7 protein-coding genes are annotated in these 14554 nt (G+C 42.7%); 4 read left to right on the top strand and 3 right to left on the bottom strand.

Annotation, left to right across the window (positions count from 1 at the left end):
* Positions 1–6: 6 nt before the first annotated feature.
* The 3 genes from COR50_RS15815 to COR50_RS15805 all read right to left on the bottom strand — a co-directional run bounded on the left by COR50_RS15815 (position 7) and on the right by COR50_RS15805 (position 6377).
* Positions 7–939 carry a homoserine kinase gene (locus tag COR50_RS15815; RefSeq protein ID WP_098194882.1) on the bottom strand — a complete coding sequence of 311 codons (933 nt, stop codon included), beginning with the start codon at positions 937–939 and terminating at the stop codon, positions 7–9.
* Positions 940–970: 31 nt separating this feature from the next.
* On the bottom strand, positions 971–3418 hold the full coding sequence (gene thrA, locus COR50_RS15810) for a bifunctional aspartate kinase/homoserine dehydrogenase I (protein WP_098194881.1): 2448 nt from the start codon (positions 3416–3418) through the stop codon (positions 971–973).
* A gap of 466 nt (positions 3419–3884) precedes the next feature.
* Positions 3885–6377 (bottom strand): hypothetical protein, encoded by a 2493-nt coding sequence (locus COR50_RS15805; protein ID WP_157760910.1) that lies wholly within the window; start codon positions 6375–6377, stop codon positions 3885–3887.
* Between the two features lie 424 nt (positions 6378–6801).
* Between COR50_RS15805 and COR50_RS15800 the strand changes: the two genes are divergently transcribed.
* The 4 genes from COR50_RS15800 (at position 6802) to COR50_RS15785 (ending at position 14544) form a co-directional block, all read left to right on the top strand.
* Positions 6802–7959 carry a homogentisate 1,2-dioxygenase gene (locus COR50_RS15800; RefSeq protein WP_098194879.1) on the top strand — a complete coding sequence of 386 codons (1158 nt, stop codon included), beginning with the start codon at positions 6802–6804 and terminating at the stop codon, positions 7957–7959.
* Between the two features lie 67 nt (positions 7960–8026).
* Entirely contained in the window at positions 8027–9022 is a 996-nt protein-coding gene (locus COR50_RS15795; RefSeq protein ID WP_098194878.1) for an aldo/keto reductase, read from the top strand.
* Positions 9023–9068: 46 nt separating this feature from the next.
* Complete coding sequence (gene hppD, locus COR50_RS15790; protein ID WP_098194877.1) at positions 9069–10196, top strand: 4-hydroxyphenylpyruvate dioxygenase; 1128 nt, start codon at positions 9069–9071, stop codon at positions 10194–10196.
* Between the two features lie 994 nt (positions 10197–11190).
* The gene (locus tag COR50_RS15785; protein WP_098194876.1) at positions 11191–14544 is read left to right on the top strand and encodes a SusC/RagA family TonB-linked outer membrane protein; all 3354 of its coding nucleotides are present in this window, start codon (positions 11191–11193) and stop codon (positions 14542–14544) included.
* The last annotated feature ends 10 nt before the right edge of the window (positions 14545–14554 follow it).

Raw genomic sequence — 14554 nt, 5'->3', positions numbered from 1 at the left:
GTTTTATTAACGTGAAATCACTTTTACCCCTTCTTGGTTCACCGTGGAAACATGGATATGATATTCCAATCCGAGGGGTTGATAAATATTGTTCATAACATCGGCAACATTCCTGGCTATTTCTTCGCTTGTACTCAGCATGAAAACCGATGGGCCGGAACCGCTAATACCACCGCCGAGAGCACCGGCCTCTTTGCATTTTATTTTAAGCTCCTGGAAAGCCGGGATTAAAATACTCCTGACGGGTTCCACGATCACATCTTCCAAAGATCTGCCGATGAGGCCGTAATCGTTCCTGTATAATCCGGCAACCAAGGCTGCAACATTGCCCCATTGCTTAATCGCATCCGTCATTAATACCTTGTGTTTTAATATTTCCCTGGCATCGGAGGTTTTTACTTCGATCTGGGGGTGGATGACGGTAACCCATAATCCGGGAGGTGTGGGCAAACCGACAATATCCACGGGCGTATAACTTCTCACCAAGGTAAAACCACCGAGAATGGCAGGGGCAACATTATCTGCATGCGCGGAGCCGCTTGCGAGCCTTTCTCCTTCCATGGCGAAGCGGACAAGCTTTTTCTTGGGAAAGGGTTCTCCCAATAGGATATTAGCTGCCACTACTGCTCCCGCGGCGCTAGCAGCGCTGGAACCGATACCGCTACCGGGTTGAATATTTTTCTTAATAATCATTTCGAAGCCCGCATTTAAGGGATCCGGTAATTTTTTCACCAGCGCTTGCAAGGCTACCCCGCAAACATTTTTCGAAGGCTCCAGGGGAAGATCTGCACCGTGGATTTCCCTGATGCGAATTCCCGGTTCACTTGATAACCACATCTCGATTTCATCACCCGGATTATCTAAAGCCAAGCCAATTACATCGAAACCGCATGCTACATTTGCCACGGTTGCAGGGGAGAATACCTTTATTCTATTCATTATAATTTCGTATATACGTAAACGTGATTAATTAATTTACACTCGCCGTTTTGATAACGTCGGCAAAAATTCCGGATGCGGTAACATCGGCGCCTGCACCGGCTCCCTTAACAATTAAAGGTTGATCCGCATAGCGGTTCGTCGTATATAAAACGATATTATCCTTACCGTGCAGGTTATAAAACGGGTGATCAGGCGCGATGGCTTGCAAGCCTACTTTAGCAGATCCATCGCGGTAAGTGGCTACGAATTTTAACCGTTTTCCCTCGGCATCGGCATCTTTGCGAAGATTTGAGAAATGGTCTTCATACTGATCCATCTGGTGATAAAAATCATCTACCGAGGCTGCCTCCAACAATATTGCAGGCAAGAAACCCTGGTTTTCTATATCCTCCATTTCCAATTTAGCGCCGCTTTCACGGGCGAGTATCAATATTTTACGCATAACATCTTTACCGCTTAAATCGATCCTTGGATCAGGTTCGGTATAGCCTTCTTCCTGGGCTGCTTTCACTACTTCTTTAAACGTAGTTCCATCTACGAAATGGTTAAACACGTAATTCAAGCTGCCGGATAATACCGCTTCAATTGACCGTACCCGGTCGCCGCTTCTAATTAAGTCATTAAGCGTATTAATAACCGGCAAACCGGCGCCCACGTTCGTTTCAAACAGGAAAGAAACGTTGTACTTCCTAGCAAGGTCTTTCAATTTTTTATACGAACTATAATCCGCGGAACAGGCAATCTTATTACAAGTCACCACGGAAATACCATGTTCTAAGAAGCGGCCATAAGAAAGCGAAATATCTGGACTCGCCGTATTATCTACGAAGACGCTATTCCTTAAGTTCAGGTTGACCATACGGCTCGCAAATGCCTCCATATCCATCGGTTCAGCATTATCTAAAGCCTGCTTCCAGTCTTCCAAATGCACGCCGTCTTCATTGAAATACATCTTGCGGCTATTCGCGATGGCCACCACCCGGATTTGTAAATTCATTTCGGTTTTTAGGTAAGCTGCTTGTTGTTGTATTTGTTCCAGCAATTTACCTCCAACATTCCCCACACCCACTACAAATACGTTGAGTTGTTTTAAAGGTTCTGCGAAGAATACTTCGTGGATAACATTCAGGGCTTTCTTGACATCGTATTTCGATATAACGGTACTGATGTTTTTCTCGGTCGAACCTTGAGCTATCGCCCTAACGTTGATAGCGTTCCTGCCCAGCGCGCCGAAAAGTTTACCGCTCATGTTGTGATGGTTCTTCATATTGTCGCCTACCACGGCTACTATACTCAAATCTCTCTCGACGAGTAGCGGCTCTATCTTTTTATCGTAGATTTCTTGAGCGAAAGCGCTGTCGACGGCAGATTTTGCTTTAATAATATCCGCTTCGTGCACACCAACGGTAATGGAATGTTCAGAGGAACTTTGGGTAATCAATATCACGTTGATCTTTTCACGGTGTAAAGCTTCGAAAAGCCTCTTGGAAAACCCGGGAATGCCTACCATACCGCTACCTTCCAAAGTCAATAGCGCTATATTTTGTATACCTGAAATACCGGTTACCGGGTAGGGCTTTTCACCGTTGTCTTTAATTAGTGTGCCTTCATCAGCCGGTGCGAAAGTATTTTTTATCCAGATTGGTATCCGCCTTTCCATTACCGGTTGTATGGTTGGAGGATAAATAACTTTTGCACCGAAGTGGGAAAGTTCCATCGCTTCTTCGTATGATATTCTCGGGATGGGTATTGCCTGGGAAACCAACCTCGGGTCTGCTGTCATCATACCGCTAACATCGGTCCAAATCTCTAATACCCCTGCATCCAGGGCCGCAGCGATGATAGCGGCAGTGTAATCGGAGCCGCCGCGGCCCAGGGTAGTAGTTTCCTTTTGGGAGTTTGAAGCAATGAAACCCGGCAGTAAGAAATAATCCTCCGTTTGATGTTGGAAGTATGTAGTTACCTGGTCATTTGTAATATCAAAATCCACCTGCGCACTTCCGAAATGCGAATCGGTTTGAATTAATTGCCTGCTATCTTTCCAAATGGCATTTAGTCCCATCTGCCGAAGTTTTTCGGCAATCATCCAGGAAGACATTAGTTCGCCGTATGCCATAATTTTATCGAGGGTACGGCGGCTTAATTCACCAACTTGAAAGATACCGTCGCAAAGGTTTTCCAATTGGTTTAATTGCTTTTTAACCTGGCTGATCAATCCGCTATGTACCGTGATGGGAAAGAGGGAGCGGATCGTTTCGAAGTGACCATTTTCTATTTCATTCAAGATACTTTTATAAGTCTCGTTACCTTGAGCTGCCAGCTTTCCGCAAGCAATTAACTTATCCGTAGTGCCACTCATGGCAGATACTACGACGATTAATTTACCTTTTCTCTGGTATGATTGTACGATGTTGCAAACTTGTTCTATAGCCTTAGCGCTTCCTACGGAGGTACCCCCGAATTTTAATACTTGCATGAATTATGAGAATTTAACAATAGAAGACAATTGCGGCTTCCCCGCTTGTGCTTACCAATAAAATTGGTCGGTGGACGATATGTGAAATTTAACCCCGGGATGGGGTTGTAATAATAATCGTAGCCGTAATGATGGAACGACGGGAAGGAGATATTGCAAAAGCTCTGTTCACAACCGGGTGGTCGTGTAGACGAGGCTTTATATGTAAGGAGAATTTCACCTGTGTTATGACTTTTGCATTACAAAGATTAGAATAATAATTGCAATTTCATAGCACTTTGTAAAATTTTTTATCCTTCAAATAAATGTTGCTTTTATTAAAAATAATTCAACAAAAGCAATATTAATCAATACAGATATAGGTTTTAGTATAAAAAACAGGATAGAAGGTCCTTTGTAAATTATCCTGAGTTATTATTATAATTACAATAATGTGACAAAGTGAAAAAAATGAAAGCAGCAATGTTTATTTATTAATCTTAAAGTTGATGATGACTTCAGGGCCAGGTTTTTCGTATGGCCAATCATAATCTACCAATATTAAGTTGTTCCCTTTCTTGACATCAAAAATACCGCTAGCTTCCTGTTCATCCAGTTTACGGCCATTCTTATCAAAATGACGCATCATTTGGTCTTGATCGAGCAATATATAATCGCCCGGGTTTAATTTGAAAGGCAGCGATATTTTCCGGGCGCCGGATTTCAAGTACAACCCGGAAATACTGCTGGCCGCATTTACAGGGAGGCGGGCTGCGAACATCAGTTCCTGTTCTTTGGCAACAGAATAGAACTTTAATTCTGAATGCGTAGGTAAACCGGGCTCTGTAACAACATGTTTATGGTGATAATCGAATGATATGATCGTATTACTTCCACGTACCAGTAAATCAACAGGCAAAGTGTTTCGGTCGTCTTCTTGCTGGAGCTTACCTTGTTCCGGGGCCCATGTTTCTATGATTTCTATTTGCGGATGATCGGCATCGGCGCTAAGGCTATACAGTGTGTATACATCGCGCAATTGCTTCTTCTGGATACCCGATAAGGTTTGTTTATTGCGTACAATCTCCCATTTTTTAATAGTATTTAGAATTTCCTTTGCCGCGGGGTTAATTTTTTCGAAGTCGGGGCTGACATAAAAATCGACCCCGGAATCATACCCGGCACACAAGCCCATTAGCCAGTTAATATCTTTGAGGGTGGTTTTATTTGTTAAGCTAAACTGGCCCATTTTGCGCGGCATCAAATCTTCTTTAAGTTCTTGCTGCACGGCCAAGCGGTGATCGAGTTGGGACTCGCGGAAGTTCTTTGCCCACCATGGTTCTCCCCAACTTTCATTCGAGAAGTAATGCCAGGCATAATGCATTAAATCACTGGAGTTAGCTACTATATTTTTATCGACCAGGTTCCTGAAAAATACATACACGAACCTTTCGCAACTATAGCGATTATGCCCGGTAGCCACGCCGCCTTCAACACCATCAAAGCTGATTCTTTTTAGTTTAGCTTCATTGAAGAAGCGGGCCAAGTTTTGGGCAACGGTATCTTGCAGGATGATGTTGGCAAAAAATACCTTGTATGCATGGGATGCCAAGCGGCCCGCGCGATCCCCGTTTTGATGTGCCGCGACCGCCGTATTAAATGCGCCCCGCTTGCAACCCGACAAGACTATATCATTTCCTTGTTGCACGGCATCAGAGTATTCTATGATTTCATTCCCAATTCGTATCGCGAATATTTCCCTATCCCTGTTTACATTATATTCTTTCCCGGTAGGAATATAGTTATCCTTGCTATAAGCTTTAATATAGCCAGCGTTTCGTAGTATGATAGTTTGGCTGGCAGTATCAATATCTTGCTTTAATACAGTAACTCCCGCTAGCTGGAGATCGGGATGGGGGATAGGGCTAACCAGCGGATCATTCGTGGTTATGAAATTGGATAAAGCATGTGCCCCGAGGGTTATATTGCGGGCTTTCGCTTTTTCGCTGAGCGCCGCGATCGATTTTGTACCCATCGGAAATTTTGATGAATCCAGCTTAAACGTACCCCATGTTTTAAAGATCCCGGGATGGTATACATTAGTAATGCCTGCCTTTTCCGCGAGATCTAAGCAGGCATCTATATTATTTACATCATACGACATGATAAACTTCGAAGAAGTAGCATACTTCGATGTTTTAATCCAACCATCTGCGTGGGACAATACCGGGAGACCTTCATTCATTTCGATAGTATGAATGATCTTTAATAGGTCATTTGTTTTCACGCAGTAAAATGCGAATTTAGATCCCTGCAAGCGGGCGTCCCCGTCCTTCAATGGGCTGGCAAATGTAAGTTCCTGTATAAAGTTATTATCAACCCTGGGAAGACCCCGGTTCCGCGTGAAGCCTTGCAGTACGGTTCCGCCACTAAAGCGTTGGGCGGCATTCCCAAATCGTTCACGGTGATTAATTTCAAAGCCGCCCTGGCTTTTCAGGTTTAAACCAAGGATTCCAATGGCAAATTCCGAGTTGTAAGCCACACCCAAAGATTGTCCCACGCTATCGGAAATAGGAGTATAAATTTTCCCCCATTCTAGTAACTCGATCTTTCCCGGATCTTTAACCGCGGTTGCTTCCGCGGTTAAATAGCCATCCTTTTCTTCAAAAGTGAGCTCCACGAAATTTTCATTAAAATGGAAAACAGCTTTCCATTTACCATTCTTTTTCTTCCAATTCAAACTGGTTGGTTTTTCCATCTCATTAGAAGAAAACCGCTTGATTTGTAATAAATAAGAGGAAGAATCTTTATGCAACAAGTTATTATCCAGCGACCGGCTAGCGGGACCGAAATAGGATATCTTACCACTCTTATCCAGGATAAATGTTCCTTGTTTGGAATCTAATTGCAGTCTTTGTGCACTTAGTGTATATAAGTTCAGGAAAAGGGTAGTTGCCAAGCAGGAGAAAAAATATTTCACAATATAAACTTTACCGGGTTTTACATTAAAACTTCTAATATGAATAATACATAAAAATCAATTGAGCAACGCATGGAAATATTACAATATGAATAAAGTACTATGCTTGGATATTTTAATATGCTTTACCGCCCGCTTGAATTTTTTTAAAAAATGTTGTGCCCGTTTCTTTGAAATTCAATATTAATCCTTAATTTTAGAGCAATCATTCTGAAGCATTTAGATGCATTTGTTAGAAAAATATAATACGAATCAGCTCAATTACTACTTCCTCATGGCAACACTTGCCATGGATTCGTCTATTATGTAATGATTAATTGCATTTGGCTCAACCAGCCAAGTATTTTACTTGTTAATATTTTATTGGAAACGCGAGCGCTTATTCTGAAGAATAAGTAATTGTCAATCAATATTTCAACCCATTATGCCACATTATCACAAATTGGGAGAAATACCGCATAAACGCCATACGCAATTTCGTAAGGCCGACGGTGGTTTGTACTCCGAACAATTATTTTCCACCGAAGGATTCTCATCGAATTACTCCTTACTTTATCATTGCCACCCTCCAACGGAGATCATGAAAGTTGATACCCCGTACAGCGTAGCGCCAAATGTTGCCGAAGAAAAAATGTTGTCGCATAGGAGCTTCGAAGGGTTCAAGATTAAGCCCATGGATGACTTCCTGGAGAGCCGGAAACCTGTATTAGTGAATAATGATTGCCATATAGTTTTGGCGGCGCCGAAACAAAGTATGAAGGATTATTTTTACAAAAATGCCGATGCGGATGAGATGATTTTCATACACGAAGGCTCCGGCATATTACATACACAGTACGGCCAATTGAAATTTGGTTACGGCGATTACCTGGTGATTCCGAGGGGGACGATTTACCAAGTAGAATTTGAGAATGATCAGAACCGGTTGTTTATCGTGGAGTCCTTTTCCCCGATCCGTTACCCGAAGCGCTACCTGAGTAAATACGGGCAACTGTTAGAACATGCCCCTTATTGTGAAAGGGATATCCGCCAACCACAAAACCTGGAAACGATCGATGAGAAAGGAGATTTCCTGATCAAGATAAAAAAGAAGGGGATTATGTACCCGATCCATTACGCACATCATCCATTCGATGTGGTGGGTTGGGACGGTTATGAATATCCATTTGCATTCTCAATACACGATTTTGAGCCCATCACGGGGCGGGTACACCAACCGCCGCCGGTGCACCAAACATTTGAGGGGAACAACTTCGTGGTCTGTTCCTTCTGCCCGCGCTTATTCGATTACCACCCGCAGGCAATTCCTGCACCGTACAATCACAGTAATATTGACAGCGACGAGGTCTTGTATTATGTAGATGGTGATTTCATGAGCCGTAAACATGTTACGAGGGGAATGATTACGCTGCACCCCGCTGGGATTCCCCATGGGCCGCACCCCGGGGCCGTTGAAAAAAGTATCGGCGCCAGGGAAACAAAAGAATTGGCCGTAATGGTAGACACTTTCCATCCCTTGCAAATAACCCGCGAGGCCCTAGATATTGAAGATGGTAATTACGTTATGAGCTGGGCTGAATAATAGCCTTGAAAGTTTGTCGTTATAAATTCCACGAAACCTATTATTTATAACGGATAAAGTAAGAATTATGGAAATAAGAAATTTGGGAAATAGCGATGTAAAAGTATCAGCAATTGCGTTTGGAGCTTGGGCAATTGGCGGTTGGATGTGGGGCGGCGCAGAGCATAAAGATGCCATCGCGGCCATACATGCCTCCATGGAAGAAGGTGTCACATCGATCGATACAGCGCCGATTTACGGGCAAGGAAGAAGCGAGGAAATCGTGGGTGAAGCTTTAAGCGGTATATCCCGTGACAAGGTACAAATCTTGACAAAATTCGGTATGACCTGGGAAGGAAGCAAAGGACAATTCGCGTTCGATAGTGAAGATAACAGCGGCAAAGCCATCAAGATTTATAAATATGCAGGCAAGGAAAGCGTGATCCGTGAATGTGAAAACAGTTTAAAACGTTTGCGCACCGATTATATCGATCTATATCAAATTCATTGGCCGGATAATACCACGCCAATCGATGAAACCTTCGAAGCGGTTTTAAGGCTGAAAGAACAAGGTAAAATCAGGGCGGCCGGTGTTTGTAATTACGATGTAGCCCAAGTAAAAGCAGCCGATGCCGTGGTAGATATCGTTTCTAACCAGGTGCCTTTCAGCATGGTAGAAAGGAGTATTGATACAGAAATATTGCCCTATTGTAAGGGTAGTGGAAAAAGCATTTTGGCATACAGCCCCTTGCAGAGAGGTATCCTTACCGGGAAAATTAAACCGGGACATGTATTCAAACCGGGAGATCACCGTCCAACTACCAAATTCTACCAGCCCGCGAACATCGAATCTATTAATACTTTCCTAGATCAATTGCGGCCGATGGCAGCCATGAAAAATGCAACGCTCGCACAGCTGGTATTGCGTTGGACAATAGACTATCCCGGTATAACCGTTGCACTGGCAGGGGCAAGGGATGCCAACCAAGCGATTCAAAATGCAAAAGCAGCGCAGATCAAGTTAGAACCGGGCGAGATAGACTTTATCAATAAACATTTATCCAGTTTAAAAATAGTATCGTAGCATCAAATACCAACCATTAACAAACCATTACAACAAAAAATTTAACATGATGAACACTGCAGTAGAAGAAGCCAAGAAAGTTGGCGCCGATTTTTTACCATTAAATGGTACAGATTACATCGAATTTTACGTAGGTAATGCGAAGCAAGCAGCGCATTATTATAAAACGGCCTTCGGCTTTCAATCTGTCGCATATGCCGGCCCTGAAACCGGCGTAAGGGATCGTGCTTCCTACGTATTGGTTCAAAATAAAATCCGCTTCGTATTCACCACACCATTGCAACCCGGTAATGAAATCGCGGAACATATCGCGAAACATGGCGATGGCGTAAAAGTTCTAGCCCTTTGGGTTGACGATGCACGCAGCGCATTTGAAGAAACAACCAAAAGGGGAGCCAAGGCTTACCTGGAACCGGTAGTTGAAAAAGATGAATCGGGTGAAATCGTTAAAAGCGGTATCCATACATACGGCGATACGGTGCACCTGTTCATTGAAAGGAAAAATTACAAGGGGGCTTTTTTACCCGGTTACAAGGAGTGGAAACCTTCTTATCAACCAGCTGATACCGGTCTGTTACATGTTGATCACTGCGTGGGTAACGTGGGTTGGAACGAGATGAACACCTGGGTTAACTTTTATGAACAAACCATGGGCTTCCGCAACCTGATCAGTTTCGATGACCAGGATATCTCCACGGAGTACTCGGCGCTGATGAGTAAAGTAATGAGTAACGGCAATGGGCGCGTCAAATTCCCGATCAACGAACCGGCCGAAGGGAAGAAAAAATCTCAAATCGAGGAATACCTGGATTTTTACGGTGGTCCCGGAGTACAGCACGTAGCCATCGCTACCAATGACATCATTAATACCGTGGGCGAATTGCAACGCAGGGGTGTTGAATTCCTAAGCGTTCCATCCTCTTATTATGAAACGTTATTAGAAAGGGTGGGCTCTATCGATGAAGATATAAAGCCATTGCAAGACTTGGGAATATTGGTAGACCGGGATGACGAAGGTTATTTATTGCAGATTTTCACGAAGCCTATCCAGGATCGGCCGACCGTTTTCTTCGAGATCATCCAGAGGAAAGGGGCACAATCTTTCGGGAAGGGGAACTTTAAAGCCCTCTTCGAGTCGATCGAGAGAGAGCAAGCCTTGAGGGGTAATTTATAGCAATCATACACTAGAACAGTTCTATACAACAAAATCCAAATGATGCTTAGCATATGGATGATCCCACCTGGCAACGGGTGGGATTTTTTTTGGGCTTAAATTATTATAATTAATTAAAAAGCTGTCTAAGCATTTAGATTTCCCTTTATAACACCTCTTAATGTAATAAGGACACGAACTGGGGGAGTGGCAAAACCGCCTTACTTAGTGTGAATTACACGCAAAGATAAATTTGCCACGATTGAGATGTATATAATTAACATATACTTATCGTATATTCACTTTATGTATTTTTTACAATAAGTACCTTTTTTTTGATAAACATCTAAATTTCAACAAACTTTTAACTTTTTGTTTGGATTTGTTAAAATGAACATGTAAATTTAATTTAGCGTTAGTGTTATATAGATATTGTTGTAAGCATTAAAATTTGGTAGCTTAAATAAGGAAATGTTTTGATTGGAGACCCGATTTAACACGACAAATGAAGGACTGATATTTATTGAAACACGTTATGAAGAATTTACCAGAATCTATTCGGACGATGTATTGCATTCCAAATCCGAATTAACTTCCACTATTACTGTGTTGTCATTAAAAATTAGCGCATTGTAGCTATTGAAACGACACACGTACACTTAAAGGCAATGGAATTCATTGCCCTGGTTTTGTTTTGCCTATTATCACCTAAACAATTAGAGTGAAGGGGGTAATGTATGCTAAAAAATACTGGAAATTCTCATCAGATTTTAATCAATCAATAGTTTCATAAATAGATATATAGATAAATTATAAACCAATAATTGATATGGATATAATTTTACGAAACAAATAAATTCCACTTATTAAAAAACTAATTATGATTAGAATTGAGACTTAGTATGCAAAAAACTGGCGGTATGGGGGTATTGTCAGTATAATCGTTCTTCACCGGTACAAGACCGGTTCATGATGTACAGTTCAAAACATTTAAGAACCATAACTCTTCAAAAATATGAAAAAAGAGCGACGTATTGCTGTTGTAAAATCGGCAATAAGATTATCCTTTTTGCATAGCTTCGCTATCCTTGCAACTAGTTCGCTTGCCCACGCAAATACCTATGCTACAGCCAATTTGGAACCGTTAGCAGTGAGCGCGGCTAGTTTTTACTCATCAAATCCACAAGAAATGACTATCACGGGTACCGTGGTAGGAAAAGACAATCAACCTGTAATTGGCGCCGCCATTCAAGTTAAAGGCACCAGCAGGGGGGTAATTGCCGATGAAAAAGGTGCTTTCAGCATCAAGGCAAAAGTAAATGATGTTTTAATGATCAGCTCGATCGGTTACGCTGCGCAAGAGGTGACCGTGGTAGCTGGTAAAACTACTTATAATATCGTGTTGGATAATTCCAACAGCACCTTGGACGAGGTCGTTGTTACGGGTTATTCTTCCCAGAAAGTAAAAGACTTGACAGGCGCCGTAGCGGTTGTTAGCGTAGATCAAATGAAACGCCAACCCGTTGCGAGCCCTACCGAAGCCTTGCAAGGTAAAGCTACCGGTGTGCAAATCGTAACGGATGGCGCCCCGGGTGCAACACCTATCATCCGTATCCGCGGTTACAGTACGATCAACAATAACGATCCTTTGTATGTAATCGACGGGGTACCTTACGAGGGTAAATTAAGCTGGTTGAACAGCGCGGATATCGAAACCATGCAGATCCTGAAAGATGCTTCTGCCGCTTCTATCTACGGTTCACGTGCGAATAACGGTGTTGTGATCATCACCACGAAGAGAGGTAAACCGGGGCAAGCCCGCGTTAACCTGGATATGTACTACGGTTCTCAAAACCCGGTGCGTAGCCGCTTCCCGGACATGATGAATCCTACACAGTATGCAAACTATTTATTTGATGCATTCAGAAATACGGGCGATCCTGCCAAGGCTCCCGGTCAAGAGGCTACAACGGGTACAAACTACGGTTTAGATCCTAATAACCCGACTTTACCGGAATACTTGTTAGCAGGTAGCGCTACCGGTCAGAATGTTACAGCAGCCGATGCTGATCCTTCCAAGTATAATTATACACCGAAAAATTCACAGACATTCTATCAAATCACGAAGGCCAATCAAAAAGGTACTAACTGGTTCGATGAAATGACCCAAAATGCCCCGATTCAAAGTTACCAACTCGGTATTAACGGTGGTGATGAAAACGCCGTGTATTCTATATCCGGTGGCTATTTTGACCAGGAAGGTATCGCCAAATACACCGGCTACTCTAGGTATAATATCCGTTCCAATACCCGTTTCAGTTTCTGGAATAACAGGTTCAGGATTGGTGAAAATATGACATACAGCTACGAGGAGTTCTACGGTTCAGGGGTAAACAATAATACTCCCGGTGATTATATCGGTGAAGGTAGTCCTTTCGGTTTTGCCTACAGGATTCCTACCATCATCCCGGTATATGATATCATGGGTAACTTCGCGGGAAGTAAAGGTGATAAACTTGGTAACGGTCAAAACCCGGTTGCCATGTTATACCGCGCTAAAGACAACAAAAATACCCGGAATTTCTTCTTCGGAAATGCTTATGCTGAACTTGATATCATCGACGGTTTAACTGCGAGAACATCTTTCGGTATGCGCTATGAAAACTACGGTGGTGTAAGTTTTACTTACCCTAACCTGGAGTTTTCTGAAGGTGGTACACAAGATGGTATGAGCGAGTACCAGGGCTATAATAAAGAATGGACTTGGACGAATACCTTGAATTATAAATATGAAAAAGGAGATCATTCCTTGAATATTTTAGGAGGTATTGAAGCCATCAACCAAAAAAGCCGTTATTTAAGTGCTGGCAGAAACGGTTACTTCATCCTGGGTAACTTGGATTACTATTACCTGGATGCAGGTAGCGGTAATATCTCCAACACCAGTAACGGTGGCGTAAGTTCCTTATTCTCCGTTTTCGGTAAAGTAGATTATTCCTTCATGGATCGCTACTTGGTGAGCGCCACATTAAGAAGGGATGGTTCTTCTAACTTCGGACCGGAAAATAAATATGCGAATTTCCCTGCGGCGAGCGTTGCTTGGAGGATCTCCAAGGAAAGTTTCATGCAGGATGTTAGCTGGCTTACCGACTTGAAACTCCGTGCAGGTTACGGTATTACGGGTAACCAAAGAATCCCGAACTTCCAATACTTGAGACGTCACCAAACAACAATCGCAAGGGCTAATTACCCGATCGTTGATGGTAAGGCGTTAAGTTCCGGCTTCTGGGTTTCCGATTATGATAACCCGGCTATTAAATGGGAACAGTTGAAATCGACTAACATCGGTTTAGACTTCACCATTGCTAACGGTAGTTTCGATGGTACATTGGACTGGTATAACAGGAAAACAACAGATATGCTGTTCAAAGTTCCTTTACCGGCAGCAGCGGTAGGTATGGGTAATTCCCCTTATCAAAACGTAGGTACGATGAAAAATACCGGTTTTGAAATCGCGTTGAATTACCACTACGGTTTTGCCGATAACAAAGCATTCCAATTCGACCTCGGTGCGAACTTCTCCCGCAATATAAATACCGTTGAAGCTTTAGCTCCTTCAGTTACGCAACAAACTTATGGTAACTTCAGAAGCTTGACTACAACGATACTGAAACCAGGGAGTCCATTCGGTGCATTCTACGGTTATCAAACAGCCGGTATTTACCAAAATGCCGATGACGTAGCGAATAGTCCTTCTTATGAAGGTGCCCGCGTAGGTGGTTTGAAATATAAAGATATTTCCGGCCCTGATGGTAAACCTGATGGTGTAATTACACCGGATGACAGAACCGTAATCGGTAGTCCTCACCCTGATTTTCTTTATTCATTAAACATTAACGCTAGGTATAAGAATTTTGATTTAAGTATGTTCTTCAACGGTGTACAAGGCAACCAAATTTTCGAAGCAACCAGGTATTATACTGACTTCGGTTCTTTCGATGGGGCAGCTTCTACCCGTATGTTGAAAGCTTTTAGCGCTACTAATCCTAGCAATACCACACCTGCTCCTATCAGGACATCTAACGATTATGAATACGCTTCATCAAGCTATTATATTCAAGATGGTAGCTATCTCCGTTTGAAAAACATTCAAATCGGTTATACTTTCCCAACTGAGAAATGGTTAGGTGGTAGGATCAAAAACTTGAGAGCTTACTTTACGGCTACCAACGTATTTACAATCACTAACTACACAGGTATAGATCCAGAGGTAACTCAAACTCCGAGTGACTATCCGGCTTTGGGTGTAGACTTTGGTGTATATCCGTTGAGCAGACAATTCCTTTTCGGTATCAGTGCAGGTTTCTAACTTAAAAGTT

The organism is Chitinophaga caeni, assembly GCF_002557795.1.
Lineage (GTDB): Bacteria > Bacteroidota > Bacteroidia > Chitinophagales > Chitinophagaceae > Chitinophaga > Chitinophaga caeni.
The sequence above is the reverse complement of the archived record's forward strand: the minus strand, read 5'-3'. Positions and strand labels throughout refer to the sequence as shown.

Excerpts from the sequence above, each read along its gene's own strand:
- COR50_RS15795 (WP_098194878.1), top strand. The coding sequence starts at position 8,027 with ATGGAAATAAGAAATTTGGGAAATAGCGATGTAAAAGTATCAGCAATT.
- hppD (WP_098194877.1), top strand. The coding sequence starts at position 9,069 with ATGATGAACACTGCAGTAGAAGAAGCCAAGAAAGTTGGCGCCGATTTT.
- COR50_RS15800 (WP_098194879.1), top strand. The coding sequence starts at position 6,802 with ATGCCACATTATCACAAATTGGGAGAAATACCGCATAAACGCCATACG.
- COR50_RS15815 (WP_098194882.1), bottom strand. The coding sequence starts at position 939 with ATGAATAGAATAAAGGTATTCTCCCCTGCAACCGTGGCAAATGTAGCA.
- COR50_RS15785 (WP_098194876.1), top strand. The coding sequence starts at position 11,191 with ATGAAAAAAGAGCGACGTATTGCTGTTGTAAAATCGGCAATAAGATTA.
- thrA (WP_098194881.1), bottom strand. The coding sequence starts at position 3,418 with ATGCAAGTATTAAAATTCGGGGGTACCTCCGTAGGAAGCGCTAAGGCT.